Source organism: Amphibacillus marinus (assembly GCF_900110345.1).
Taxonomy (GTDB): domain Bacteria; phylum Bacillota; class Bacilli; order Bacillales; family Amphibacillaceae; genus Amphibacillus_D; species Amphibacillus_D marinus.
In genome coordinates this window covers 19,029-45,843 of record NZ_FODJ01000015.1, presented here as the reverse complement: position 1 = coordinate 45,843, position 26,815 = coordinate 19,029, and the positions used below count along the sequence as shown (strand labels likewise).

At 37.4% G+C, this 26,815-nt stretch carries 23 protein-coding genes, 1 pseudogene and 1 riboswitch; of the genes and pseudogenes, 8 read left to right on the top strand and 16 right to left on the bottom strand.

All coding sequences use genetic code 11. The annotated features are described in order from the left end of the window. Positions 1-207: 207 nt before the first annotated feature. From BM000_RS15505 to BM000_RS15480, 6 genes are all read right to left on the bottom strand, one after another. Complete coding sequence (locus BM000_RS15505; RefSeq protein ID WP_091500126.1) at positions 208-846, bottom strand: YesL family protein; 639 nt, start codon at positions 844-846, stop codon at positions 208-210. Positions 847-869: 23 nt separating this feature from the next. After that, positions 870-1,751, bottom strand: coding sequence for a carbohydrate ABC transporter permease (locus tag BM000_RS15500; protein ID WP_091500124.1), 882 nt, complete (start codon positions 1,749-1,751; stop codon positions 870-872). Beyond that, the gene (locus BM000_RS15495) at positions 1,744-2,619 is read right to left on the bottom strand and encodes a carbohydrate ABC transporter permease (RefSeq protein WP_091500123.1); all 876 of its coding nucleotides are present in this window, start codon (positions 2,617-2,619) and stop codon (positions 1,744-1,746) included. The genes BM000_RS15500 and BM000_RS15495 overlap by 8 nt, the downstream gene beginning before the upstream one ends. 74 nt (positions 2,620-2,693) lie before the next feature. Further along, positions 2,694-4,025 carry an ABC transporter substrate-binding protein gene (locus BM000_RS15490; protein ID WP_091500121.1) on the bottom strand — a complete coding sequence of 444 codons (1,332 nt, stop codon included), beginning with the start codon at positions 4,023-4,025 and terminating at the stop codon, positions 2,694-2,696. Between the two features lie 23 nt (positions 4,026-4,048). Next, entirely contained in the window at positions 4,049-6,394 is a 2,346-nt protein-coding gene (locus BM000_RS15485; RefSeq protein WP_091500119.1) for a glycoside hydrolase family 2 TIM barrel-domain containing protein, read from the bottom strand. Positions 6,395-6,488: 94 nt separating this feature from the next. Further along, on the bottom strand, positions 6,489-7,511 hold the full coding sequence (locus BM000_RS15480) for a LacI family DNA-binding transcriptional regulator (RefSeq protein WP_091500118.1): 1,023 nt from the start codon (positions 7,509-7,511) through the stop codon (positions 6,489-6,491). Between the two features lie 254 nt (positions 7,512-7,765). On the opposite strand from BM000_RS15480, the gene BM000_RS15475 reads away from it, so the two are divergent. Then, positions 7,766-8,266 carry a GNAT family N-acetyltransferase gene (locus BM000_RS15475; RefSeq protein WP_091500116.1) on the top strand — a complete coding sequence of 167 codons (501 nt, stop codon included), beginning with the start codon at positions 7,766-7,768 and terminating at the stop codon, positions 8,264-8,266. Between the two features lie 41 nt (positions 8,267-8,307). Continuing rightward, positions 8,308-8,538, top strand: coding sequence for a hypothetical protein (locus BM000_RS15470; protein WP_091500115.1), 231 nt, complete (start codon positions 8,308-8,310; stop codon positions 8,536-8,538). 416 nt (positions 8,539-8,954) lie between these two features. On the opposite strand, the gene BM000_RS15465 is transcribed toward BM000_RS15470, so the two are convergent. Genes BM000_RS15465 through BM000_RS15435 form a run of 7 tightly spaced genes read right to left on the bottom strand, consistent with a single transcriptional unit; the run spans position 8,955 to position 15,197 of the window. Next, the gene (locus BM000_RS15465) at positions 8,955-9,797 is read right to left on the bottom strand and encodes a class II fructose-bisphosphate aldolase (protein ID WP_091500113.1); all 843 of its coding nucleotides are present in this window, start codon (positions 9,795-9,797) and stop codon (positions 8,955-8,957) included. A gap of 14 nt (positions 9,798-9,811) precedes the next feature. Further along, positions 9,812-10,198, bottom strand: coding sequence for a tetratricopeptide repeat protein (locus tag BM000_RS15460; protein ID WP_091500111.1), 387 nt, complete (start codon positions 10,196-10,198; stop codon positions 9,812-9,814). Between the two features lie 15 nt (positions 10,199-10,213). Then, positions 10,214-11,497 (bottom strand): PTS sugar transporter subunit IIC, encoded by a 1,284-nt coding sequence (locus BM000_RS15455; RefSeq protein ID WP_091500109.1) that lies wholly within the window; start codon positions 11,495-11,497, stop codon positions 10,214-10,216. A gap of 17 nt (positions 11,498-11,514) precedes the next feature. Then, positions 11,515-11,805 carry a PTS sugar transporter subunit IIB gene (locus BM000_RS15450; protein WP_091500107.1) on the bottom strand — a complete coding sequence of 97 codons (291 nt, stop codon included), beginning with the start codon at positions 11,803-11,805 and terminating at the stop codon, positions 11,515-11,517. A 4-nt stretch (positions 11,806-11,809) separates the two neighbouring features. Beyond that, positions 11,810-12,811 carry a 6-phosphofructokinase gene (locus BM000_RS15445; RefSeq protein WP_091500105.1) on the bottom strand — a complete coding sequence of 334 codons (1,002 nt, stop codon included), beginning with the start codon at positions 12,809-12,811 and terminating at the stop codon, positions 11,810-11,812. Further along, complete coding sequence (locus BM000_RS15440) at positions 12,808-13,251, bottom strand: PTS sugar transporter subunit IIA (protein ID WP_091500103.1); 444 nt, start codon at positions 13,249-13,251, stop codon at positions 12,808-12,810. Before BM000_RS15440 ends, BM000_RS15445 begins: the two co-directional genes overlap by 4 nt. After that, positions 13,248-15,197: a BglG family transcription antiterminator gene (locus BM000_RS15435; protein ID WP_091500101.1), complete on the bottom strand. Its 1,950-nt coding sequence runs from the start codon at positions 15,195-15,197 to the stop codon at positions 13,248-13,250. Before BM000_RS15435 ends, BM000_RS15440 begins: the two co-directional genes overlap by 4 nt. A gap of 230 nt (positions 15,198-15,427) precedes the next feature. Next, positions 15,428-15,534: riboswitch (TPP riboswitch) on the top strand. 77 nt (positions 15,535-15,611) lie between these two features. On the opposite strand from BM000_RS15435, the gene BM000_RS15430 reads away from it, so the two are divergent. From BM000_RS15430 to BM000_RS15420, 3 genes are all read left to right on the top strand, one after another. Beyond that, the gene (locus BM000_RS15430; RefSeq protein WP_091500099.1) at positions 15,612-16,211 is read left to right on the top strand and encodes a YkoF family thiamine/hydroxymethylpyrimidine-binding protein; all 600 of its coding nucleotides are present in this window, start codon (positions 15,612-15,614) and stop codon (positions 16,209-16,211) included. Between the two features lie 161 nt (positions 16,212-16,372). Continuing rightward, entirely contained in the window at positions 16,373-17,653 is a 1,281-nt protein-coding gene (locus BM000_RS15425) for a hypothetical protein (protein WP_091500098.1), read from the top strand. After that, positions 17,650-18,318 carry a hypothetical protein gene (locus BM000_RS15420; protein WP_091500096.1) on the top strand — a complete coding sequence of 223 codons (669 nt, stop codon included), beginning with the start codon at positions 17,650-17,652 and terminating at the stop codon, positions 18,316-18,318. The genes BM000_RS15425 and BM000_RS15420 overlap by 4 nt, the downstream gene beginning before the upstream one ends. Positions 18,319-18,377: 59 nt before the next feature. Here BM000_RS15420 and BM000_RS15415 read toward each other — a convergent pair. From BM000_RS15415 to BM000_RS15405, 3 genes and pseudogenes are all read right to left on the bottom strand, one after another. Continuing rightward, positions 18,378-19,593: pseudogene (locus tag BM000_RS15415) on the bottom strand (IS3 family transposase). 374 nt (positions 19,594-19,967) lie between these two features. Then, a complete protein-coding gene (locus BM000_RS15410) occupies positions 19,968-22,226 on the bottom strand; it encodes an ATP-binding protein (protein ID WP_091500095.1) in 2,259 nt (752 codons plus the stop codon). Then, positions 22,223-23,488 (bottom strand): TRM11 family methyltransferase, encoded by a 1,266-nt coding sequence (locus BM000_RS15405; protein ID WP_091500093.1) that lies wholly within the window; start codon positions 23,486-23,488, stop codon positions 22,223-22,225. Before BM000_RS15405 ends, BM000_RS15410 begins: the two co-directional genes overlap by 4 nt. Positions 23,489-23,819: 331 nt before the next feature. Between BM000_RS15405 and BM000_RS15400 the strand changes: the two genes are divergently transcribed. The 3 genes from BM000_RS15400 to BM000_RS15390 are packed head-to-tail and all read left to right on the top strand — an operon-like array spanning position 23,820 to position 26,541. After that, entirely contained in the window at positions 23,820-25,469 is a 1,650-nt protein-coding gene (locus BM000_RS15400; RefSeq protein ID WP_091500091.1) for a DUF2075 domain-containing protein, read from the top strand. Then, positions 25,462-25,803: a nucleotide pyrophosphohydrolase gene (locus tag BM000_RS15395; RefSeq protein WP_091500089.1), complete on the top strand. Its 342-nt coding sequence runs from the start codon at positions 25,462-25,464 to the stop codon at positions 25,801-25,803. The genes BM000_RS15400 and BM000_RS15395 overlap by 8 nt, the downstream gene beginning before the upstream one ends. Before the next feature lie 18 nt (positions 25,804-25,821). Beyond that, positions 25,822-26,541, top strand: coding sequence for an HAD family hydrolase (locus BM000_RS15390; RefSeq protein ID WP_091500087.1), 720 nt, complete (start codon positions 25,822-25,824; stop codon positions 26,539-26,541). The last annotated feature ends 274 nt before the right edge of the window (positions 26,542-26,815 follow it).

Here is a 26,815-nt window from a genome sequence, read left to right as displayed (position 1 = left end):
AATCCGAATTATGTTTTATTCATTTAATAATTACACAATAACGCTTTCAAAACTAATTGTCAACTAGATTTTTAAACCATTTTCACAAAAGTGCTGGTAGCTTATCATTGCGTTTTAGTTATAGGATTACTTAAATGGTTCGTTCGCCAACTCTTTTTATTATCTAGCTAATGAATTGCAATTATACATTTTTTGCTTCCAATAAGACTAAGTGTTTTCTAGTCGTTCATTTTGTATTGCACGCGTTTTAGCTATTGCTTTTTTCATGCGTAATACGACAACAAAGGTGATACCACTTCCTGAAAAAAAGAAAAGCAGCCCAGGCATAAACAACTGTATGATAATTAATCCTGCTGCCGTCACAGCAATAATAATCGAGTTTACCGGATAACCAACTACAAATAGAGCACTCGTTTTAAATAACGTCACAATACCAACATCATTATTGGTGTATAACGGAATGATGATGATACTCATTAACAGATGGATTACACCCATGGCTAGGGTGACGACACGGTAAAAAACAGGCAGATTATTTGCTTCAATAAACGCGTAATTGTAAACAAGCACACTCGCTATTAATGCTAAGCTCAAAAAAATCAGATTGGTCTTAAAGAAATACTTGCGAAAAACGCTAACAAAAACGCGTACAATAGAGAAGCTAATGTCACTATCTATCCAGCGACTAATGACCGCACTCATTGCCGCTGTGGCAGGGCCGATACCAAATAAACCTAAGCCTAGCACAGTAAAGCTGAGCCAAAGTAAGTTGACTGTTGCGAGGCGTGATATCCAGATTGCTAATGTGTACAGCTTTTGTAGGATCGGTTGATTTTCTAAATACATAAGTGTCGTCCCCCCTAATCAAATTATCCTTTGATGGAACCACCGATCTTTATTCCAGCCATCACGTGCTTCTGTAGGAAAACAAATAAAAACATTGGTGGGATAAGCGCAACAATTGAAGCGGCAAATAACATCCCAAAGTCAGTAATACCCTGGCGCCCGGCATCCAATGTATAAAGAGCAAGCTGTAATGGATACTTAGCCTGTGTACTTAAATAGATTAATGGTCCCATAAAGTCGTTCCAGTTACTATTAAAGGTAAACACACCAATGGTGATAATTACCGGCATACACAGTGGCACGATAATTTTTGTTAATATTTTAAATGAATTGGCTCCGTCCATATAGGCAGACTCATCTAAACTCCGCGGTATCCCCATAATAAACTGTCGCATGAGGAAAATGTTAAAGGCATTGCCAAATAAATTAGGCACAATTAACGGCAAATAGCTATCTACCCAGCCTAACTTGGAAAAAATTAAGAACTGGGGAATTAAGGTGACCTGTGGCGGAATCATCATGGTTGCTAGCACAAAAATAAACAATTTCTGATTCCATGGATGTCTAAAACGGGCAAAACCGTATGCAACAAGTAAGGACGAAATGATGGTAAAGACCATATTAAATCCAACTAAAACAAGGCTATTTAAAGCAAATCGAAAAAACGGAAAACGATCAAGTAAATTCGCATAATTCTCCCAGTGAAAGGTTGCTGGAATCCACTGAATTGGCAAAGTGAAAATCCGTCCTGACGGCTTAAACGAACCAGATAGTGTCCAAACCAAGGGAATTAAAAACACAATGGTTAATCCAATTAAAAAACCATACTTTAGCGCTATTAATAGTTTGACTTTCAGTGGTAATACTGATATTTCCTTCAAATTCTTTATTTGCTTATTATTCATAATGCACCCACTTCTTCCCTAACCCCAATTGGATAAGGGTGAAGAACATAATGATGACAAACATGACCCATGCTAAAGCAGAGGCATAGCCCATCCGATAATTCTCAAAGGCATTGCTATATAAATGGACCATTAACGTATCGGTCCACTGCCGATCAGCTCCGGGTAAAATCATGGGCTCATTAAACATTTTAAAGGTATTGATCATCCCCATTGTGAGCATAAAGAACAATGAGGGGCTTATTTGAGGAATAACGACTGAGAAGAACTTTCTAATTGATGACGCACCATCAATGTCTGCCGCTTCAAGCTGATCTTGCGGCACACTTGCTAGTGCTGGCAACAGAATCAGCATATTGCCACCCACACCCCATAGCTGCGTCATAATAATGGCGGGCTTTGCCCAATTTGGATCACTTAACCAGCCTGGTCCATCAATGCCAACCATTGCTAACAGGGCATTAATAACCCCAACATTTTCGCCCTGGAAGCCCGGCGCAAGCATGTAATTCCATAAGATTAAAATCGCAACACCACCAAAGATTGATGGTAGGTAAAAGGTTGTTCTAAAAAAAGATATTGCCGGGATGTTCCGATAGAGAACAAGTGCTACAATGAGTGATGCGACAACATTAATAGGTACACCTATGAATACATAGTAAAGCGTATTGCCAAATAGCGTCCAGAAGCGATCATTCTGAAACAGGCTTGTGTAGTTACCAATCCCGATCCACTCAGCAGAGGTCAGTACATCATAGCGGGTAAAGCTTAAGTAAATTGATGCAAGCATTGGTCCGAGTGTAAATAAAGTAAAGCCAATGATAAAAGGAGCGATATAGAGCCAAAACTTCTTTTTTTCATTATTCATAAGAAAAACCCTCCCTTGTGCAATTTAGCTAATTACTAGAGGTTATACCCCTAGTAATTAGCCATTCTCACGCTTTATTGAAAGCTTTCTAGTAGTCTTGCTTGTTCTTCAAGAATCGGTTCAACATCCCGTCTAAGCGCCTCCATTTCAGCGTCAACAGGCTCTTCCAAATTCACAATTCTCGATAACCGATTTTGCACCTCTTCGTTAATTTCACTCCACATTAATGAAGCCTCGGGCGGGAATGCACCTTCAACCGCAGCAAGAGTGGAAGCAAAGTTTTCCGGGCCGATATCACCAATGGCTAAGTAGGCATCTGATTCCGCCACTGAACGGCGCGATGGGGTCTCCGCATGCTCACTGGCTAGAATCTCCTGCGCTTCAGTTCCTGTCCAGAATTTGATAACCTCCCAGGCAGCATCCTTATTAGCCGATGCCTCGGCGATATGAAAAGCGTTTGAGAATGTTGGGGCAGTATCCGCAACACCAGTCATGGTTGGCGCACTTGTCATATCCCACTCAAAGTCCATGATGTTTGCTCGACTAGATAGAATATGCCATGGCCCATCAATTAAGAAGCCTTGTCGTCCACTGGTCCAAAGATCAATCCCCTCTGGAATTTGCGAGGTATTTGGCGCCACATTTAAATCGTTAACTAAATATTGCATTTTCTCAATTACTTCAATACCTGCTGGCGAATCTAATTGAAATTCTGTGAAATCCTCACTCAGCATTCTCACGCCATGGGAGCGGGTAAACTGACTTGTACTTGCCCACCAGCCACCTAATGGGTTCATACCAAATGTGCCCTCAGCTGGGTTGGTAATCGCTTCAGCCATTTCAATAATCTCTTCCCAGGTCGAATGCTCATCTGGATAAGCTAAGCCTTGTTGATCAAGTAAATCCTTGTTATAAAACATCATGACCGTCCCCAGCCGAAGCGGTAGCCCATATAACCGATCATTATGGGTATAGCCTTCAATCCCCACTTCATAGAAATCATCCAAATCAAAATTCGCATCTTCTTCAGCCCATGGTGTTAAATCCTCCAACACACCTCGAGCAGAGAAATAATAAGAATTTTCGGCAAGCTGAACAATGTCATAGACATCACCAGACGCAAAGCGGGTTAACAGGTGCTGGTCATATTCACCATCTGGAACATTGACGAGCTCGACATGAATCGTATCATTTTGTTCTTCAAAGGCAGCTTTAATCTTCTCCATCCGTTCTTGATCAAAGTCGCCCCCCCAATAAGAGAAACGAACAGTGGTTTTATCCCCACTCACATTGTCTGACCCATTGTCAGAAGTACCATCATCACCAATCGTAATATCATCATCCCCACACGCCACTAAAACAAACATAACCAGCAAAAGCAAGACCCAACCAATTTTCTTCAACATTACTAACGCCTCCCTTTTATCATTTAAACAATGGTAAACTTAACGTTTGTAGCTGTTGCACCTGTACTACTGATATGAACCGTGGCCTCACCAGGCTCCGTTTTACTCCGTACGTAAATCAAGACACGTCCATGATAAAATTTCCGATGTGCGGCAAAGTATGGTGTCAAATCAGTGAGGTCACCATTTTCAATGCCTAATACTTCAATTGGACCAGCAGTGCTCACTTCAATCTGTTCTTGATCTTTCTGCACTAGCCTCCCCTCGTGATCGGTAAGCACCACTTCTATATGAGAGATATCTTCACCATTCGCTACTAATCTTGTTTGATCACTTACGGCTTTTAGTAAGCATTGATCATGGCTTGGTGTGGCTATCACCTCCTCAAAGGACTCACCCGTTTCGCTTAAGACGATTAGCTTAACTTCTCCTGCTTGATAGCTTGTCTGCCACTCAGGCACTTCGCCAATTTGCCATCGTTGTTTAACTCCCAGCGATTGACCATTAACAAAGCACTCCGCTTTGGATGCATTGGTATAGCCTCGAATAATAACTTGATCGTTAGTGGCGTAATCCCACATGAATGCTTCTCGGTGACTCCCCAACTTCTCAACAGTCAATTTACCGAATAACATCTGTGACCATAAGCTTTTACGCAAATAGTAGCCCGGTTTTTCATAACCAGCCAAGTCAAGTAGACCAGCCATTGAACCCCTAATTGGCCACCCCTGCGCCTCGCCAAGAAAATCAATGCCAGTCCATAAGAATTGACCTGAAATGTAAGGACGATTGACCACCTCTAACCAATTGTCAACACTGTGGCTATTTTCACTACCGTAGATAACTTGGCTTGCCTTTCGCTCGTGATCCTGTTCATAGAGGTGTTCTTTGTAGTTATAGCCAACAATATCTAATGTATCTGACAGTCCAGTTAAGCTCGACAGCTCGGGATAAGCTAACGCTGCGGTGACCGGTCTGGTCTGATCAATTTCCTTAACATAACTGACTAGTTTTTTGGAAATGCTGACAAGCCGCTCTGCATTTGGCTTATTGGGATCGTACCTGCGCTCTTCAACTGGTTTATCCTTATCATTGTTACCGGTCATTTCCTTAAATGATGGGTGGCAATACGGATCATTGGGATAATCGATTTCATTACCAATACTCCATGCAATAATTGACGGGTGATTACGATCTCTTCGCACCCAGTCCTTCAAATCACGTTCACCCCAATCCGGAAAATGCTCAAAATAGCCATCATGCTTTGGAGGATAGACGTTATGCCCTGTTGACCATTTGTTTTTCGGGCCTTCCCATTCATCGAAAATTTCATCAATAACCAAGAAACCCAGTTCATCACATAAAGCCAATAGGTCTGGGGCCGGGGGATTGTGACTCATTCGAATCGCATTGGCACCAAGGTCTTTAAACTTTTCCAGTCGCCGACGCCATACCGCCTTAGGCACAGCAGCACCTAACGTACCGGCATCATGATGGACACATACCCCTTTTAATAGTGTTGGCTGCTTATTTAAGAAAAAGCCCGTTTCCGCATCAAACTTAATGGTCCTAATTCCAACTGGGATTGTTTGCTCATCAACGAGTGCTTCCCCTTGAAACACACAGGTCTTTAATTGATACAAGTACGGCGTGTCAGGCGACCATAACTGAGGCTGTTTAACAGCTAACTCGAATGCCAACTGTTCCGTCACACCAGCCTGCAAAGTCACAATCTGAGAGCTTTCAGCTTTCAGCTGCCCTGTTTCACTGTATAGAGCGCTTACAATTTCAAGGTCCCTCTGCTGAGCAGTCGCATTTTCAACTACTGTTTCGATTGCAACGGTTGCACTATTTTTGTCAGCAGCTTCTGTATAGTAGAAGGTGCTTTCTGGTACAATCCGTGTTTGAGCTTGAACCGTTAAGTAAACATTGCGATAAATACCAGAGCCGGTAAACCAGCGTGAGTCACTTGTTGATGGGTGATCCAATCTAATCGCAAGCACATTGTCTCCCGCTGTAATAAAATCAGAAATATCATAGCTGAACGTGCTGTAACCATAGGGGCGATAGCCTAAGTAATAGCTATTAACCCACAGCTTTGCGTTCTGATAAGCACCTTCGACTGTCAACGTGACTTTTTTATCTTCAATGCCCTCTGGTAATAGAAATGACTTGCGATACCAACCAAGCCCACCTGGTAAATAGCCCGTTCCACTTGAATGCGCCTTTGAGAAGGGGGATTCCACCGACCAATCATGCGGGAGCTGGACATGGCGCCAATGCTGATCATCAAACCCTTTATACCAAGCCTTTTTCTCTTCCCCTTGTAAAAAACGCCAATCAAGGTTCATGTTGTCCTTATTTGTCATGTTAATCACCTTTCTTATGTAGTAACCAGCAGCCATAGTAACCGGTTACTATAATAGTAAAATTAACTACGAAGTTTACTTCGCGAGGAAATTTTTATACTCTATTTATCGATTTTACCGTTGACTCCTTAACGACCAATGATGGTGCGAGCATGACATGCTGCGCCTTCGCATTCGCTTCCATCATCTCAATTGCGCGCTTCCCTAGCTCCTCATAAGGATGACGAACACTCGTCAGCTCTGGTGAAGATGTCTGAGCTAAGCTTGTGTCATCAAAACCAACAAAAGCAAAGTGCTGATTCGGATAACGCTTAGAAGCTTTAATCATCCCAACCCCAACCATGTCATTAATACCAATTAAAGCTGTGGGTACCTCTTTGTTCAAGCTCATTAATTGTTTAAAACCATCCTCTCCGCCTTCAATACTGTATTCACTGTAACACTGCCACGATTTTCTGAAAATTAACTGATGTTTCTTGAGCTCTGCTTTAAAGGTGCTCACCTTAATATCTGTTGTTGTGATGCCTTTAACACCACCAATCAAGCCAATTTTTCGGTGGCCTTGCCTTACTAAATGGTCAATGATTAGTCGCATGCCCGCAGCTTCATCTGTACTGATTGAGCAATTACCCATCCCCTCAACACTGCCATTAATCATCACTAGCTTGGTGCGTTTCTGTATCGCAATGAGTTCCTGTACCCGCTCTAGATCTGGATTGCTATCATTAATCAACCCCCCTAATAGAATAATGCCCTCGGCCTGTTGCTCCAAAAGCATGCGAATATAGCGCGCCTCGATCTCGCGGTCATTCAGCGAATTGCCAAGCAAAACGGAATAGCCTTTTTCTAGTGCAGATTTCTCCACCTCGACAAACACCTGTGAAAAAAATGGATTAGTAATTGCAGGCGTAATAAAGCCAATTAACTTTGACTTTTTATTACTGAGGGTTCTCGCAAGCGCATTGGGGTGGTAATTATAATGATCAATAATTTGCTGTACTTTCTCGCGCGTTCCTTGACTAACTGGATAATTACCAGCAATGACACGGGAAACCGTAGCAGTGGAAACACCTGCCTCTCTTGCTAAATCGTAGATTGTTACTTTTTTATGCTCCATTCAGATCGACTACCTTTGTTTGTATTAACCGTTAATAAGTAACCGGTTACCTTACTTTGGATTTTAAATGAAAGCGCTATCTTTGTCAATGCATTTTTAGTAAAAGTTTATTATTTTTTACCTGTTAATATTTTAGGTTTTCATCAGTGGGAAGCTAGTGATGGTATTGATTTCGTTCATGGGTACACACATACAAGCTGGATACTGTATAATATAGCAAAATAGCTTTTACCTAGAAGGGCAGGCTCGACGTTATGGAAATTAGACAACTCAAATCAAATGATGCTGAAAGCTATTTAGCTATTAGACTAGAAGCACTCCAAAATAGTCACGAAGCATTTGCCACTAGCTACGGGGAAGAGAAAAATCAGACTGAAAATAGCTATCACGATCGCCTTTCTTCTGAAACTACTTTTACCTTTGGGGCATTTATTGATAAACAGCTAGTTGGCGTTATTACCTTAGTCAGGGAGACCTTAGTCAAGCTAAGTCATCGTGCTAACCTTGTTGCGATGTATATAAAACCAGAAGCACGAGGTAAAGGGATCGGAAAGCTGCTTGTTAACAGTGCAATCGGACAAGCTGCTCAACTCGATGGATTAGAACAAATCTATTTATCTGTGGTAACGACTAACCAATCAGCTAAGCAGTTGTATCTAGCAACTGGTTTTGAGGTGGTCGGCAAGCAACTGCGAGCATTAAAATGGCAAGATAGATATTATGATGAGGAGCAAATGGTTTATTATTTGAAGTAAATAGTTTAATTTTAATAAAAGGCTTTATAGGAGGTGACTAAATGAAGAGGGTTATCATTGTAAATATAATTGTAAGCTTCATCATCATTGCCTGCGCTATTGGTTACGTATTGTCTTTGTTCTTTCAATTGGGTATTCTTGAAAGTATGACAGTATATGGCGGATGGGTTTTGTTAGCAGTGAATCTCGGTTGCTTCGTTAACCTGCTCAGCGCAAGTAAGAAACTTAGCTTTTTTCAAAAAATAAAAATTAGGGGACTTACTTCACTATAAGTTCTTATTAGTACTTACATTTTACTTTTTTCAATTTCTAGAACAATAACACTCTCAACGCTTGCCTTGGATTTAACTGAGGACGGAGCAACATTTTCATTCACTTTAGTTGAACCAGATGAGTTTCTAAACACTACACTTAATAATAAATCAGGATCGGATCAAGCAATTATCTTCGCACAAGAACTCATTCAGGATTATAATTCAGACGAGCAATTTTTTGTACATTTAACATACATTGACCTTGAGCTGTTTGGGTTTTACTACAAGGTTCACTATGTTCTCTAGTACGGAAAAATAGCCATGATAAAGCCAGATAAGATGAGAATGGTTCTCCTCATCTTATCTAACCCTTCTTATGGTAACTCTCTTTATCTTACACTGTAAATTTATTAATTTTTATAGTATAATACTCCTTACATAAGTTGGAACAGCCTTGATTTCTCTATAACAATATCTTTTATTCTATTATTTGCAGGTAATAGAAGTTTACGCAATGAGGTCAACGGTGTTGCTGAAGAAAATGTCCCGTTGACTTCTTCAATATAAGATTTATTCAATTCTGTTCCAACGTTTACTTTTTTCATACCTTGAGCGACACAATTGCGCATATCCTCATCTGAGACCCCTGTACCACCGTGTAATACCAGCCCGACATCCTGAAGGTTAGCTGAGAGTTCTGTCAATAGATTAAAATTAATCTTGGCTTTTGATTTGTATTGGCCGTGGGTTGTCCCGATGGCTACTGCTATTGCGTCTACTTTTGTTTCCCTAACGAATCGATAAGCATCTTCTGGATGTGTGTAACTAGCATCTTCTGCAACTACAACCAAACCATCCTCTGCGCCACCAATCGTTCCTACTTCACCTTCTACTGAAACCTGTTTCGATCTTGCATAATTGGTCACGATTCTTGTGTTCTTAATATTCTCTTCCAGATCTAAGCTAGAGCCATCATACATAACTGAAGTATAGCCGGCATCAATCGCTTCCTTCAAGAACTCGATTGATTTACAGTGGTCCATATGCAAACAGGCACTAATCCCCAACCGTTCCACTAACGTGTTCATGCTAGAAACCAATAGGTCCAAGCCGATATATTCCGCTGTCCCAGGAGATGTTTGAATGATAATTGGCGCATCAAGCTCCTTTGCCCCTTCTAACATAGCTGGTAACATTTCCAAGCAATGGACATTGAAAGAGCCAATTGCCCGCTTACCTTCATTCTCTTTAAATAACTGATCTAAACTTTTTAACATGATTGTATCCCCTCTCACATGTTTTCTCTAATCGAATCTTTGGTTAACTTCATTAATTCATCAGATTTCTGTAAATAATATTGCACTGCTTGATGATCCTTTGCGTTGGATGCTTGTTTTCGCTTAACATTGTACAGTTTTACCAAATCAGTAAACGCCTTGCCAATTGCTTTTTTTTGCTCAATGCTTTGCTCATAAAAATGAATAGCTTGATCATAATCTTCAAGTTCAAAATAGAGACTACCTAGCATATTGAACAACGGAACACTATCTTCATTATCACCATTTGCTAGCCTGTTTTGATAGGTTTCGATTTCTTCCAAGAGATGCTCTTTTTTTACCGTTTGTTGTTCTTCTGTCTTTGGCTGCTGTTCTTGTTTTTTTCGTTTAAAAAATGGCACTGGCTCCCTCCTCAATTAGCCGAATAAACTCATGAACGGCTGAATTAACCATTCAAATAACAACCCTGCTGTTACCGTATCAACATCAGTAGCGGTTGTGTTGACAAAACCCAAGCTATTAAAGCTAGGAACAAGCAATGCTGGAAGTAATGTAATAAAGAAGCCATGCGTAATACCTCCAATTAACACCCCTCTTCTACCACCTACAGCGTTCATGAAGATACCAGCAGTTCCACCAGCAAAGAAATTCGTTAACATACCTGGTAAAATCATAGCTAGCCCGAACCATGGTAGGACGAACATCGCGATCACGGTTCCGATAGTTGTCGTAATGAAACCAGCAGTGACAGCGTTAGGAGCATATGGGAATAGGACTGGGCAGTCTAAAGCAGGCTTCGCATCAGGAACAACCTTAAGCGCAATTCCTCTAAAAGCAGGGACAATCTCACCTAGTAACAGCCGAACTCCAGACAGTAAAACATAGACACCCACAACAAATTGAACCGCCTGTAAGAAAGCAAACACGATGTAATTGACATCACCTGATAGTGCGGTACCAAACTCTCCTCCCGCAAACGCTGCTGTTATGACATATAAAGGCACCATAACAATTGCAACAGAAAGGTAGGTATCAGATAAGAATCCTAGCCCTTTCGGAAATTTAATATTTTCGGTAGAGTCGGAATTTTTACCAACTAATTTAGCCACACCAGCTGCGAACAGGTAACCAATGGTACAGAAATGGCCTAATGCAATATCATCGCTACCCGTTATTTTCTTAACAATCGGCTGTGCAATGGCCGGCATTGCTACTGCAAAGATGCCACCGACAAGGCCACCAATTAAGATAAGACCTATTCCTGTGAAACCGGCTGCGCTGCCGAATACGGTGGTAATGGTAGCCATCCAAAGCAGAGCTTGTCCTGTTAAGAAGATATATTTCCATTTAGTCAGCCTAGCTAATAAAATGTTAAAAATAAAGATAGCTAGAAATGTCAAGGCAATTTGATTGGCTAAGCCTAATTCATTCATGGCCTGACCATTAATCGCCTCAATTGAAGGAACAATCCCCTCCATGCCAAAGCCTTCAGAGAATATTTCACCAAAGTAAAGCAAGGAACCGACAATAATTGATGATCCTGCTGATAGGACAAGGAAACCAAGCATTGTTTTAAAACTACCTGACATCACCTCACCAAAAGGTCTCCGTTGCAATAAGAGCCCGGCAAAAGCAATTAATGCAATCGTAATTGAAGCCTGCGTTAAGATGCTATTAATAATAAAATCAATAAACCCCATTTTATTACCTCCTTAATTTAGAGCGCTCCCTTTGCTTTTAACACTGGAACGAGCTTTTCTTCTATTTCTGTCTTGTCCACTAGTCGGTCTAAAAAGATTAAATCCATGGGTAAATCATAACGTTGGAATTGCGATTCGAAATTTTTGCCTGAAATAATAATATCTGCTCTAGTGCCAGCTGCCGATGCAATATCTGAGTGATCTAAATCGGCTTCCACGCCAATATCCTGCAAGACACTCTCTACACTCATCTGACAGGCAAAGCTACTCCCTAATCCTGCACCACAAACAACTAATATCTTCAACACATGCTCACCTCCCCTCACTTATGACCTGATGATGGTACTTAGCAACTTCAACGGTTTGCGCACTAAGCGTGATTAATGACTCGGTTATATCCTGATAGGCTTGTGCTATTATTTGATCACCAGTCACACCAACCATGTGGCCAAATCGTTCTTTTAGAATGCACTGGGCAGCTTTTGAGCCTATTTTTGCACCTAGCGAAGCATCTCGAAATGAGGGCCGACCAGCTCTCAGATAAAAGCCAGCAATTGACTTTCTTACTCTAATACCAGTAGCCGCTTCAATTGCATGAGCTATTTCAAAAGAAACGCCTTGCTGACCTGACTGGTAATCCTTGTTCTCATAAGCTGATTCTGAGCAAACAATAATTAGCGACTTTTGCTTAGCTAGCTTTTGTTGGACAACACGAGTAATGTCGCTCATTTTCGTTGAATATTCCGGTACAATAGCTAAATCTGCCGCACCAGCAATCGTACTTTCCAATGCCAGATTGCCCGAATTCCCTCCTAGTACCTCAATAAGAAAGATCCGCCCTGGCATATTGGCCGCCGTATCATGGAAACCGTATAACAGCTGAATTAATTGATTTAATGCAGTGTCATAGCCAATGCTATAATCGCTTCCAATTACATCATTATCGACGGTCATTGGAATAAACAGTGTCGGCATCCCCTCATCATGTAATAGCCGCGCAGCTCTCTGCGAGCCATTACCACCGCATACAATTAAACACTCAAACTCTTCTGACTGAAGCTTACGTATTAATTTACTTCTTCCTTCCTGTGTATAGGGAAGATCACTCCTACCTGTCTGTACATAATGCACACCACCGAGAGCCTGGTGTTGAGCCACCTCTCTGGTTAGTGGGACAGGCTCACTAGTAAGAATGCCTTGATAGCCACCATTAAAGCCAAACAAATTAATGTCTGGATGACTGGCGATGATATGAATGACGGCATTAATGCCCGCACCATCTCCTCCACTGGTAATTAAAGCAACCTTTTTCATGGCTGTTCACCTCTTATTAAATCATTTAAATCAAACAGTGAATTTATTTGAGAAATCTGGTCAATTAGGCCTTTCTCAACAATTTTTACAATAATTTTAATAATATTGAGATGCTTCTCACTATCCGTAGCAGAGAAACTAATTAGCACCTTAACCGGAGCGGATGTGTCGTTAAAGTAGACGGGTCTCTTTAATGTTATCAGGCTCATCCCTACCTTTAAGGCACCATTCTCTGGCCTCGTATGGGGAATCGCTATCCCAGGTGCTAACACGATATACGGGCCGTACTCCTTCACATTGTTGACAACTTCTTGTGCATAATGCTCATTGACTAATCCATTCTTCTTCAGCAACGCCACACTTTTATAGATTGCGTCCTCCCAATCTATAGCTTCTACATTAAATGCAACATTTTCCTCGGTAAAATAGATTTCTTTCATAAATTTTTCTCCTTATACTTACTTAAATTTTTGATAAAGTCATTGTAGGAATACGTTGATATTAACTTCGTAATACCAAACTCTTCTATCAAAAAGAGATACAATTGTCTAAATAAAGTCTCCCACGTCTTTTGTTGATGCTTCGGTACACTTAAGACAACGACAACCTGAACCTTTTCTCGATCCCAAGTAATGGGCTTTGCTAGCACACACACCGCAATACTCGGCTCGGTCATACTATTATCGAGCGGATGGGGAATAGCAAGCAAGTTACTAAGCTCTGTCGAAGCCATCGTCTCTCTGTCATAGATTGATTGCTTGGTATATGCATCAATGTAGCCTTTGGCAGCCATCAGGTTTGTTACATAGTGCAGGACATCATCCTTTGAGGATAGCTGCACATCTTTGACAAACAAGTCCTGCTTAAAAATAGAATAAAAATTAGCAACGTCTGGCATATGGTTGCCCGCTAATAGTTTTCGTTTAAGTGTTTTTAAATCTTCTGAGCTTAACACAGGGCTGATCGTAAATATCTTATTTGATTCGATCGGAATAGGGACTGTCGTCACTATCATATCTACTTTGTCAATTAGCTCCTTCTGAAATTCGGTAAAACGAATGGTTTCTACCACACTCACCTGTGCACCATAGCTATTTAATAATCGCTCTCTAATTAAGGACGCTGTAGCAAGACCTGATCCACAGACAATGATGATTTTTTTTAGCTCTTGTTGGTTTAATCCTTTTTTCTCTAGAGCAACACCAAAATGAATTGCAATAAAACCAATCTCATTCACATTAATATTGAGTTTGGTCAGCTCACTAATCTTGTTACTAGCAATTGCTGCAAGCTGAAACGCTAATGGATAGTTATTTTTGATACTGCTCAGTACTTCATTCCTAATATTCATCTGATATTCAATGCGCTTAAGCGCTACGCTTAAATGAACAATTAACCCATCAATCAGCTTCTGATCATCCGATAAATCTATTGACGTCTTTTCGCTTATTTCCCAGAAAACTTTATTAAGCAGAGACACCATTTTGCTGTATTCTTCTCTATTAATATCCTTCATATAGAGCCGGCCACTGGCCAGTAAATGCTGAGTAAGATAAAAGATCTCACTTTCAATATTAATCTTCAGTACTTCTTTTATTTGTTCAATTAGTTCACTAGCAACTTTATATTCCTTGGTACTCTTCAACTGCTCGGTGACATGCACATGATAATCTGACAACCTATTATTTAAGTATCGTCTAATCGTTATTTCAATATGAATAATTAAGTTTTCTAAAGCGACATCTGTTAATTGCAGCTGATTACTTAGCAGGACATGTAACGTCAAATCTTTAATTCGTTTAATTTCATTATCAGGAAATATGTCATTATAAACCCCGATACTCTGATGATTAAAGAGATATTGGGATATACAGAACCTGATCTTATCTTCATTACCGGTTACCTTAATTCCATGTAATCTGTCTGTGGCCAACACCAACCCATATGTCGCTATTTTTTCTCTAACTGAAGCAAGATAGCTTTTTAATGCCGACAAACTAATAAACAGCTCTTCCGCTAACTCTTCCTGATAGATACTGGTATCGGTTAAACAGTTCATTAATATCTTTTTAATAATCTGGTTCTCTAGTTCATTTTCAGATTGGGTTTCCGTAATCGCTTTACGGTCTTGGATAAGCGCTACATGACTACTATATAATTGCTGAAAAGCATCCCCCTCTCTTATCTCCAACTCATAGCCTTTTCCTCTATATGAGACGATTTCTGCATCATATTTGGAGATAGTTATATTTAACCTTTTGACATCATTTCTAATTGTCCGTGTTGTGACACCCAACAAAAGAGCAAGACTTTTTCCTGTTTGCAAGTCCTTACTGTTTCGTAACAAATGAAGAATTTCTACTTCTCTTTTCGTTAGTAGTTTCATTTTTCATTTGCTCCTTTCTATTTATAGTATAAGAAAGCACTTACATTTTATTAAGCTGTTCTTTTTCCTATGAAGCGGAAACTGTATTACTTCTAAATTATACGCTAGTTATGAGCCAGAACGAAAACGACAGATAGCTGCTGATCTCTATTATTAGATTTATCTAGTATGCATAACCCTTTACAATCAAGAAAGATTGATTTACGATGAAGCTAATCAAAAAAATAGCGAACATGCACTAGGGGTGCCTACCAAACGGCTGAGAGGAACTATCGTGTTCTAACCCTTTGAACCTGATCTAGATAATACTAGCGTGGGGAAGTGTAGTCGAACCGGTGTGTTTTTCATAGTTATCCATTCGGCTGCATCTCCTTGGGGGTGCAGCTTTTTCGCGTCTTTATGGAGGTAATAGTTATGACTAACTTTGTATGTGGAAGTAATCGGATTGCAGGGTGTAGCTTTTCAATCCACCCAATGAGCGATGACTTTATTAATATCATCCTAGGAGCATTAAAAGAAGTCGACACTTCGAAGGTCTGGATGGAGACCGATGATGTGACCACCTTAGTGAGGGGGAGAATTCCACATATCTTCGATATCACGAAAGCCATTCTTCTTCATGCTGCAAAAACTGGCGTTCATGTTGCCTTTGAGGCTACTTATTCAATTGGCTGTCCAGGTGATACTGCCGGTGATGTCTATCTGGCTGAGGACGATCATGTACTAAACAAGGAAAAAGTTGACGTAATTAAGCAAAAAGCCGCCACTAAATTCGCCTTATACCCATTAGGTGGGGGCGATTATATGGAGCAAATTTATGCCCAAATTGAAGCAATGAAGGGTCGGGGTGTTGCGGTTAGCAGTACGCATTATGCCACCCGTTTAGATGGCGAAGTGGTCAATATCTTTAACGGATTAGAACAGGTATTTATTGATATGGAGGAGAGCGGGTCTTCTCATACGGTGATGACTGTGTCAATGTCGGTTAATAGTCCTTTAAAGAGCATGAAATAGTTTTATTAATCTATATTTTTTTCTAGAACTTTCATAAAATATATTTAGATAGAGCATTTTTTTATTTTTCACAGAATCTTTCTGCCTAGTTCAAATTAATTATTTACATTCAAATTCCTAAAATGTAAGATAAATGTATAATAATTACTGGAGGGATAACCTTGAAAAAATTGTTGTTGTTTTTGCTTTTTTTATATTTAATATCGATAGACACACTAATTGCTGCGGAGCCATCCTTGAATAATTTTTCTCTAGAAAATGTATCACTTGAAAATTTTACTGAAAACGTTGAAGATGAAATTAATTCGAATCTTACTTCATCTTCCTTAGTAGATTTTGAAATTATAATTAATGAAGATTCTTATGGAAATGATACTATTCAGGTAAGCGGTAACCTTAGAGAAAAATCTGGTATGAGCAAATTCGAGTACACAGGTGAGTTAGAGAAAAAAATTGTAGAAAATGGTTATTTTTACGAAGGACCTTTAGAAGGCTACATTATCAAGGATAACAATAAAAAATTCTCTCTTTTAGGACTCTTATATGACCCTGAATTAAACGAAGCAACTGTTACATTGACTATTGGAAAATTAGGTGAAGATTTCGAAGGTATTTATTTTTTTGGAGAGATTTCTAATGACCTCAAAGAACGCATTGATACTTATTCTTCAAAAACATATATAGATGCTATACAAAATCATACACTTTCCAATAACCTTGTAAATAATATAGAAGGACCATATACCTTTTTGGGACAAACTCAAACAGGGCTAATGATTGACGAGGAAGACCTCGGCTTTGGTGGTCGTTTTGTAACTGATATTCTGCATGCAACAGACTGGTTTCTGTTAGATGAGGGTCAAGAAAATAAAAAGGTTAGAGGTAGAATGTTTACTAATACCAGTCTAGTAGAAGAATACATTGATGAGGTCATCGGAATTGAAAATTTTTCAACAGCTTCAGTCACTAAAGTACTATTCGATGTTTCCGGCTCTGTAAACATTGATATAAATGATCAGAGAGTTTATCCACAAGAAGACGTTGTAGAGCACTCTGGTTGGATAATAAAGTTCTTAGCAAATGGGACGCCTTTGGATAAACCTATAACTATACTATCTAATTTCATTAGTATTGAGAGTAGAAATATTGAACATAACTTTAATTCAAACTCTACTGGTAATGTTAATCAATATGAGATTATTTTCAATAAAAATTTTGGGAAAGAACTAGATTATGACGGGAGATTAGAGAGAGGTACTAGAACTTACGATTTGGAGGGGGGGCTTACTGTACACCTGCCCTTCTATATCTACCCTACTGAATCCATTCTTGGAACAAGTATATATTTAGATCAATCTGTTACTTATGGAGTTTCAGCGCTACCCTACTATCATGGATATGTCAGATCAAGCACTAGTTGGTTGCGGGTTCCTTTCAGATGATTCGAATTACTATTACTATTTTATCACTTTTATTAATAGTTTTTACAAGTTTGATAATATGGGGTCATGTTCAATCAAATCAGCATAAAGAGTTAATAGATCAATTGAGAACTAAGCAGGATTATCAATTTATTCTATCAATACATGATGCAAATCCAGAAGTTGTTATTAAGATAATTGAAAAATTTAAAAGTGACTCAAGCTCAATCTCAGCAGCAGAAGAAATGGAATACAACGAATGGAAGAAAAAAGTATACAATAGCTTTTACGCTGCAGATACTTATGAAAATTACGAAACGCTTCAAACTAGTTCTATTTTCTCAGATCTTTCTATTCCATTAGCTTCAAAGGAACAGGCTTTACTTTTTGGTGAGTTCTATAGCTTCACACTCATTGTTGATCAGCTCCTTGATAAAGATAGTACATTAGACAATACAGGTAATTACTTACTATCCGAATTAAAAGAAGAATTAGAATTGTTAGATGCTAATGTATCAAATTTAAATAATCTGTATACTCCTTATCGCTTTTTAAATTTAGACATTGAATATAAAAATAATACAAAGCAGGAATGGATAGAGATTTGGGAGCAAAGTTTGGAAAATATGCTTAATTTATTTGATGCTGAAACCACGGAAAATGTTTCACGAAAAATAAACAAATAAAGTGACTAAATCAAGTGTGCACTGACCCCTGTCAAGTAGATAACTAAAAAAAGAGTAAATCAAGCTGCGGCTTTTTCCCGATATTCTATCGGGGAAAGGCCGTTATGTTTTTCTTGCAACCGTTCTGTGTTGTAGAAAAAGATGTATGCTTCAATCATTTGAGCAGCTTGTGCATAATTTTTTGGGTGCTCCAAATAAAGCTTCTCCGTTTTCAAATGGGAAAAGAAACTCTCTATACACGCATTATCATGGCAATTGCCCCGTCTGGAATGACTGCCATTCAAACGCATTTCACTCAAGCGTTTCGCGTAAGTGTTCGTGGTGTACTGAAAACCCTGATCAGAGTGAAGCAGGGTGCCTTTATAAAGCGGTTGACTCTCTAATTTCGTCAGCGTATTCAGTACTAAGTCCAAATCATTTCTTTCGGATAAATGCCATGCCACAATCTCATTATTATGCAAATCCATAACAGCGGATAAATACACAAATTGCTCATTTATGCGCACATATGTAACGTCCGTCACAAGCTTTTGATACATTTTTTCTGCGTAGAAATTCCGATTCAATACATTTCTGAAAATCACGGATCCTCTTCTGCCTTAGAAAGGGCGTTTCTTACGAATGACCGATCGGATCCCTAAATCACGCATCATCCTTCTAGTGCGCTTATGATTTACAAGTAACCCTTCTTTTCGTAAGACTCGTGTGACCTTCTAGTGCGCTTATGATTTACAAGTAACCCTTCTTTGCGTAAGACTCGTGTGACACGCTTGTATCCATAATAAGGGTACTCCTTATGAATGGTGAGAATGTGTTCTTTAAGGAGCGCTTCTGCTTCCTGACGTTGTATCCGCGCTGGATGGCACAGTAGCCATTTATAGTAACCTGCCTTAGATACTTCCGCTATGCTGAACAGCCATTTTAAAGGGTGTTTGGAACTAATCTGGTGAATCACTTCGAATCTTTTAGCCTTTGAGATTTCTCCTCTCCGTGTAGATTTGGATTTTGCTTTTTTAGATAATCCACCTGCGCTTTCAAATACGCATTTTCTTCTTCGAGACTGGAGAACGTTTTCCGATTCCAAAGTCCGCGCTGATCTTCAAAAGACATGCCCATTTGCGTCTTTTTCACCCATTCTGCAATTTGTGCGTCGCTTTTAATGCCAAACCTTTCTCTAAGTTGTCTGTACGTCCAGCCTTCCTCTCGTTTCAACCGAACAACTTCCTGTTTTAGTTCGGGTGTATATTGTGTAAAGTGCTGCCCTTTCTTTGCCATAGAAAAATCCCCTCCAAGTAAGACTGTTAAGAACATGATAACATGTTCTCTTTTTTTATCAGTCTACTTAAAGGGGATACTACCAGTTTGCGAATTAGTTTAGTCACTTTATTACGATAAAATAATAGCAAAATTCACTAGGGGTGTTTTACAAAAACTGAAAGAAACGATTGTATTCTTACTCTTTAATAATGCCTTAGATAATACCAGCGTGGAGAAGTGCAATCGCTATTTAAGAATTGTAACCTTTTTTACAGTATCTTAAAAGTATTAAACAAATTCTTTTTCACCATGGGATTGAAGCAGAACTAATACTTTAGATTATAAGAGTAAGAGGGTTAATTATCTATAAAAGTTAAATTGCACTTAAATCATCAATCCTTCGATAAATAATTTAAAAACTCTAAAAGCAATCTAATTTCGGTACTTTTAAGTTCTACTTGTTTCTTAGTTATAATTCTCGCACTGCCATGAGTACTAAGGTTTAGGAAAGCAATAAAACCATCTCTGTCTCTCTGAGTATTAATTGTACGAAATATGTTTGTAATAACTTGTTTATCTTTAGCATTTGCAATTTCTTGAATAAATTCACTATAAAGACTGTAAACTGTTCTATAGTTTTCTGCTAATGATTCTTGCTTTTCAATTTCTTTTTTATCAAGAATATCATTTACTATGAGTTCTACTAGAGTTCTAACCGAAGAAACAAAGGTATAATTATAGTTAACTTCCTTACATAACAAATTAAGTTCATTTATATATTCTGCTATGCTTGATGAAAAATATACTGAACTAGAGACAGCCATTTCAATAAAATCAGAACTTCCTTCTGAAGTATCAAGAATTTTTTTTGACGGATTAATTACTCGAAAATAAAATTCACCTAAGTATTCAAGTTGCGTTTTTTTATCAATTACTTTTACTACTAATTTGGCTTCTCTAACTGTGCTGAAAGTGATTTCCATATTCTTGTCTTCAATATCAGCACCTCCGTCATTCTGCAACTCTGGTTTTACTCCTTTATCCTTTTCTCCAAAGCTATTTTTAATTAAAAATAGTTCATCGTATTTATATGCTTGATGTATATTTAAGTCAGTAATTAATTGCTCAACTTTTGGCTTTTGAGGATTAACAATTTTAATTACATATTCTTTTATTTCACTATCACTTTCCTCAGTAACTTTCCATATACCCGGTACATTTTCATTAAACCCTAATTCTGTATTCCCATTCAATGTTACTATGTTATTAGAATTATATATACTTTTCAAATCACTTTTAGGCTTATTTCCTAACTTCAATTCGATTATCTTCTCTATTCTCTTTTTTTCTTTAGGAATAATTCTAACAATTCTTTTATTATCAAATAATGTATAGGTTATTTCTTGTTCAGTTACAGAGTGAGCAACTAATTTTTTTAGCAAAAAACCCTTAATAAGCAAACTTTCTTCCTTGAAATCTTTTGTAATATTTTCTTCGCAAATTTTGTTTGAAGTTAAAAAATTGTAATTAAAATTTAACTCCCGTTTTAATTGTGATCCGATTTCTTGTATTTTTTTGTTTATTGATTCTAAAAAATTAACAATTCTATCCGTTAAATTATTTTGAGAGAATTGAGTTCTATCTGAGTTAAAGCTTATCTCTTTATCACTACTTTTTATACATATGTATCCTATCATCTGGGGTAAAACACGTTCATATTTTACTGCTTTCATAACTTCTGGATTAAAAATGGAATAGTTATTAAATAAGTTATTATTCACGTATAATAATGGAGTTAGTTGACCTTCACTTGACTTGTGGAATAAAGGATTAATATTGATTCTTCTCCCACCTGTTAAATCATAAATTTGTATATCAATATTCAAAAAATACCTTTGTTGCCCATCAAATGCATAACCTACTTCATGAACCATCCTATTCTTATAGTAAAAAACAATTTTCTCATCAGCATCATTATATCTAACTCTTAACAATTGTTTTTCCTTATATTCCTTATCTAAATCAAGAGAAGTGTCTGTAGAGTATTTTTCTCCGTCAATATTCAAATGAATAAGGAAATTTTTATCTATAAAAGAATTTAAAATTTTATTCAGATTTACCTTTTTAGATAAATATTCAACTAAAGATCTTAAGGAATAATCATTCATTTCTATAATGATCCTTGTTCCATTATCATTTTTCTTTGGTGAATGCTTGATAGGTAGAGAATATTTTGTAATATCATCTTTTTTTAATAAATCAGAAAAAACAATTGAGAACTCTAAATTCTCATACTTTGTAGTTACCCACCTTACTTTATCTCCAAATTTAAATACAGATAAAAACCCCAATCCTTTTGATCCTTGAGTCAACCTTTTATATCCGTTAACAGTAATTTCTTCACCGTATTTTTTTTCACTTGATGATATATGAAAAAGTCTTTCAATATCATCCTTATCCATCCCAACACCGTTATCAATTATTTCAAGCGTCTTGCTCTCTGAATTAAGAACTATTCTTACCATTGGTGCTCCAGCATCGTAAGCATTTTTTATTAATTCGTTTAATGCTATAATATTTGTTGGAATTTTTTCTGATAACTCACTAATAATATTACCACTAACTTTAATTTGCGAATGTGTTAAGTTCATTTGTTTGCTCCTTTTCTCAGTATCAATATGTATTCTACATTCATAGAACTAACAGACTGATTATTTACTTTAGAAACTTTCCGAGGCATTTTCTTGTTAGGTATATTTCTCTGGATTTCTGATACAACTTCAAAACCATCTATGGATAAAAATTGTTTTGTAATTTCGGTCAAAGGTAACACTTTATTATCTACCCTTCGATTACCTAATGTTAAAATTAAATATTTACCATCCTTTAAGACCACAGCTAATTTCTCTAATACTTCCAAATAATCAATTACAAACCTCTTTACTTTTTTTTGCTTAGCTTCACAAATTTCCTTTAAATAATTGTTCAATACTATTGATTTATAATTACTATCTTTTAAATTACTCCTAATCCCACCTAAACTAGCAGAGTCTATGCTTGAATAGTTCTCCAATAAAGTCTCCTCAAAAACACCTAAATCTTTTTTATCAATCCAGTAAAGCGGAAGCATAGAAAATTGTCCGTATGTTACTGTTGTTCCATTATCTCCATAAGGTGGTGAAGTACAAATTAGGTCTATGCTTTCTTCTTTGACTCTCCCTAACAACTTCTTACTATCACCAATTAATAAATCAATTTTTTTACTTCGTGAATAGTCAGGGATAAATTCATAATTAGAATCTATAGATTTTAGAAATTCGTCAATTACCTTGTTATTCATTGAATTTATATCTTCAGCAATTTTTATATGTAATTTAAAAGTTGAACTTCTGGTATTGCTATATTTTTTTATTATATCTATTAAGCAAACCCAATAATATTGTCTTATATTCTTACATGTTTCGCTTTGAATCGCAGATCTAATTTGACTTAGACTTTTAATTACATCACTTCTAAACCACTTATTTATATTGTTAAAATAGTGAATTGAATAATCTTGATTCGAGTAATAAAGAAATTTTCTTATCTTTTTATTTGAATAAGCAATTTTATTTTTGTTTATCCCTTGTAGCTTTACTCGTGTCATTAGATTAGCCAATGGATTAATATCGAATCCAATTGGTGTTAAACCTAAACTTTCACCTTCAACCAAAGTTACACCTGATCCATGAAAAGGATCTAAAATATTTTTGACTGATTTATCTCCATCAATTACAATTTCTATCAGCTCTTTTTGCATGTCTGGCACCATTGTAGCAGGATAAGAACAGATCTTATGTATGCCTTTTCCCCTGGTATTTGTAAAATCCCAATATCCTTTACTTTTACTGTTTAATACTGTGTTAATTGTCAAATTATCACCCCTTAAGAAATATGACTTTATAATTACGACTAAATTTCTACTTAATATTCTTCTAATCTTACCTTATAATTTTTTTACACTACTAGAAAATTAAATATTTTAATATATTATACAACAATTTGTCAAATTTTTGTTGCTTGAATTGAAATTTTTAAAGTGAGAATTAAACTTTAACAAATTGGTTTAGAGCGATCTCCATAATTCTTTAAACTTATCTACTGTTACCCTTTCTAATTTTTTGGATATTCCATATAATTCACCCAGTCCCCACCCCAATTATGCTATGATAGTCTTGACAATACTTGGTTAGGAGCTTTCAATCATGTCAGATATTATTTTTAAAGAGCAACCTTTCACTCAAGCGGCAATTGATCAGATTAAAGGGACGTTTATTGACGATTACCCTGTTGTCTACATTATTTATAACAATGACCAAAAACCAATGGCTTATATCGGACAGACGGTCCATGCTAAGCAACGGATTCAGCAACACTTGAAGGATCAGCAACGGAAAAAACTAAAGGCTACTTTAATTATTGGCTATCAGAAATTTAACCAATCTGCTACCTACAATATTGAAACAAATCTTATAAACTACTTTATCGCAGACAGCAAATATCAGCTCCAAAATGTCAGCCAAACAACCAAAAATCAAGTACATAATTACTATGAGAAACCCTATTTTCATCGTAAGATTTTTAGTGAAATCTGGGCTGGGCTACAAACTAGAGGAATTGTTAAAGAAGATATTGATATTCTTGAAAACAAAGATGTTTTTAAACTATCACCCTATAAATCGTTATCAGATAGTCAGCTACAGGTTAAACAAGATATTATTGACTATTGCAATAAACACATTCACAAAGATGGTCGGCATGTATTCTTAATTAAAGGCGAGGCCGGTACGGGCAAAAGTGTCGTGCTCAGCTCCTTGTTTAATACCTTACAGGATTATACGAAGGACACGAGCTCGCCACTTTATAAAACAAGCAACTACTTATTAGTTAATCATGGGGAAATGATTAAAACCTATCAGAGTATCGCGAGTAGTTTGCCTAATCTGAAAAAGAGTCATTTTCTAAAGCCCACATCATTTATTAATAAAATTGATAAGGGGGCAATTAAAGCGGCTGATGTCGTCTTAGTTGATGAGGCACATCTGCTGTTAAGTAAGGAAGATAGCTATAACAGTTTTCACTACAAAAATCACCTCGAGGAAATTATTAAACGGAGTAAGGTTACCGTGATTATTTTTGACCCAAAGCAATTTCTTAAACTAAAAAGTTACTGGAACGAAGCTACGATTAGAGAAATGACCAAGCAGCACAGAACAACCGTCTATCACTTAACCGACCAATTTAGAATTCAGGCTAGTGAGGCGGTGCCAAATTGGATTGATGCATTTGTCGACAGTAAGCTGTTGCCTATCCCTAACGAATTAGGTGGTTTTGAACTAAAGGTATTTGAAAGCAGTGAAGCTATTAAACGGGCTATTTTCCAACAAAATGAAGTGCACGGCTTATCAAGGCTTGTTTCTACCTTTGATTATTTGCATAAGAAGGACGGTAATAGCTATTTAGTTGATGAAGGCGGGATTCATTTACCATGGAACAGCACCAGCGATAAAACGACTTGGGCTGAGGAAGCAGCTACAGTTAAAGAGGTTGGTTCGATCTATACAGTCCAAGGCTTTGACCTGAATTATGTTGGGGTTATTATTGGCCCATCAATTAGCTATGACCCGCTAACTGATCAGCTTGTAATTGATACTAAAAAATATCAGGATACAGAAGCCTATCGTAAAAGACAGGACTTAACTGATGAAGAAAATGAGCATTTAAAGATTAAAATTATTTTAAATTCGCTTAATGTGTTAATGAAGCGCGGCATACACGGGCTATACATCTATGCGACTGACAATAATTTAAGAAAAAAATTGCTAGAACTTCAACAGGAGGGCCAACATGTCTGATATCGATTCATTAATTAAAGAAGTCAATGCATTCAGAGAGGCACGGGATTGGCGGCAATTTCATAACTCAAAAGATCTTGCTCTATCCCTGTCACTAGAAGCAGCTGAATTACTTGAAAATTTTCAATGGAAAACAAGCGAAGAAGCCGTAGCTAGCAATTTGTCTGGAATTAAGGATGAGCTTGCAGATGTCCTTATTTATGCACTCATGCTTTGTTCAGACTTAGCACTTGATCCAAAGGCGGTTATTAAAGACAAGCTTGAAAAAAATAATGACAAATATCCCATTGATAAAGCTAAAGGTAGAAAAGATAAGTATAGTGATTTATCTTAATTCGGAAAGGACACAGCTATGAAAACGATTATCTTTGATGTTGACGATACCTTATACGATCAAGCGCTATCCTTTCACAAGACATTTAAAAGTTTGATTGACCCCACCTATAGCTATACCGATATTGATACCATCTATCGAACTAGTCGACAATACAGTGAAATTTTATTTGATCAAAGTGAAGCTGGCGAAATTTCAGTTTTGGAGTGGCAAGTAGGTCGCATTTCCAAAGCGTTAGCCGATTATGACATTCAGATTAATGATGAACAGGCACTTGCTTTCCATGCACAATACAAGGATGCTCAAGCTAATATTAGCTTGTTTCCTGAAGTGAAGGAGCTACTTAATCACCTTGCACAGCAAGACATACAGCTTGCTATCCTAACAAATGGTGAAGAATCTCATCAACTCATGAAAATAAACCAGCTCAAATTAACCAACTGGATTCCAATGGAAAATATCTTTGTCTCAGGAACATATGGAATCGCAAAGCCCAAGGCAGGTATTTTTAAAATTGTTGAAGATAAACTACAATGTGAACCAGGTCAGACCGTTTATGTTGGTGATTCGTTTGAGAAGGACATTGTTGGGGCAAAGCAAGTTGGGTGGCATGTATTGTGGATGAATCATCGTAAGCATGAACAACCTTCTAATAGTAGCATTAAGCCTGATAAGGTTGTGGATAGTGCGGCTGAGCTACTAAGATATTTTAAGGAAACTAGTTTTCGGAGGGTATAATACTTACAGGAGGGATATGATTGGAGTTTTGGTAATCTAAGTTAGGTAAGTAATAGTGGTTTCCTCAATAAGAGGTTATTATACCTTAATAACTTTTGCGGTATAGTAATGGTTATTATTACAAATTTGATAACATTTCAACTTATACGACAAACTAGAATAACTTAATTAACACCGTTACGGATATAACGTAGCTACAATTAGTAGATATTAAGCCTCCTTTATCTATACCACTGTTACTTTAATGATCGTTGCTTTAAAATTCATAATCATA

Coding starts and splice junctions, on each gene's coding strand:
- BM000_RS15505 (WP_091500126.1), bottom strand. CDS start 846: ATGTATTTAGAAAATCAACCGATCCTACAAAAGCTGTACACATTAGCA.
- BM000_RS15500 (WP_091500124.1), bottom strand. CDS start 1,751: ATGAATAATAAGCAAATAAAGAATTTGAAGGAAATATCAGTATTACCA.
- BM000_RS15495 (WP_091500123.1), bottom strand. CDS start 2,619: ATGAATAATGAAAAAAAGAAGTTTTGGCTCTATATCGCTCCTTTTATC.
- BM000_RS15490 (WP_091500121.1), bottom strand. CDS start 4,025: ATGTTGAAGAAAATTGGTTGGGTCTTGCTTTTGCTGGTTATGTTTGTT.
- BM000_RS15485 (WP_091500119.1), bottom strand. CDS start 6,394: ATGACAAATAAGGACAACATGAACCTTGATTGGCGTTTTTTACAAGGG.
- BM000_RS15480 (WP_091500118.1), bottom strand. CDS start 7,511: ATGGAGCATAAAAAAGTAACAATCTACGATTTAGCAAGAGAGGCAGGT.
- BM000_RS15475 (WP_091500116.1), top strand. CDS start 7,766: ATGGAAATTAGACAACTCAAATCAAATGATGCTGAAAGCTATTTAGCT.
- BM000_RS15470 (WP_091500115.1), top strand. CDS start 8,308: ATGAAGAGGGTTATCATTGTAAATATAATTGTAAGCTTCATCATCATT.
- BM000_RS15465 (WP_091500113.1), bottom strand. CDS start 9,797: ATGTTAAAAAGTTTAGATCAGTTATTTAAAGAGAATGAAGGTAAGCGG.
- BM000_RS15455 (WP_091500109.1), bottom strand. CDS start 11,497: ATGGGGTTTATTGATTTTATTATTAATAGCATCTTAACGCAGGCTTCA.
- BM000_RS15445 (WP_091500105.1), bottom strand. CDS start 12,811: ATGAAAAAGGTTGCTTTAATTACCAGTGGAGGAGATGGTGCGGGCATT.
- BM000_RS15440 (WP_091500103.1), bottom strand. CDS start 13,251: ATGAAAGAAATCTATTTTACCGAGGAAAATGTTGCATTTAATGTAGAA.
- BM000_RS15435 (WP_091500101.1), bottom strand. CDS start 15,197: ATGAAACTACTAACGAAAAGAGAAGTAGAAATTCTTCATTTGTTACGA.
- BM000_RS15430 (WP_091500099.1), top strand. CDS start 15,612: ATGACTAACTTTGTATGTGGAAGTAATCGGATTGCAGGGTGTAGCTTT.
- BM000_RS15420 (WP_091500096.1), top strand. CDS start 17,650: ATGATTCGAATTACTATTACTATTTTATCACTTTTATTAATAGTTTTT.
- BM000_RS15410 (WP_091500095.1), bottom strand. CDS start 22,226: ATGAACTTAACACATTCGCAAATTAAAGTTAGTGGTAATATTATTAGT.
- BM000_RS15400 (WP_091500091.1), top strand. CDS start 23,820: ATGTCAGATATTATTTTTAAAGAGCAACCTTTCACTCAAGCGGCAATT.
- BM000_RS15395 (WP_091500089.1), top strand. CDS start 25,462: ATGTCTGATATCGATTCATTAATTAAAGAAGTCAATGCATTCAGAGAG.
- BM000_RS15390 (WP_091500087.1), top strand. CDS start 25,822: ATGAAAACGATTATCTTTGATGTTGACGATACCTTATACGATCAAGCG.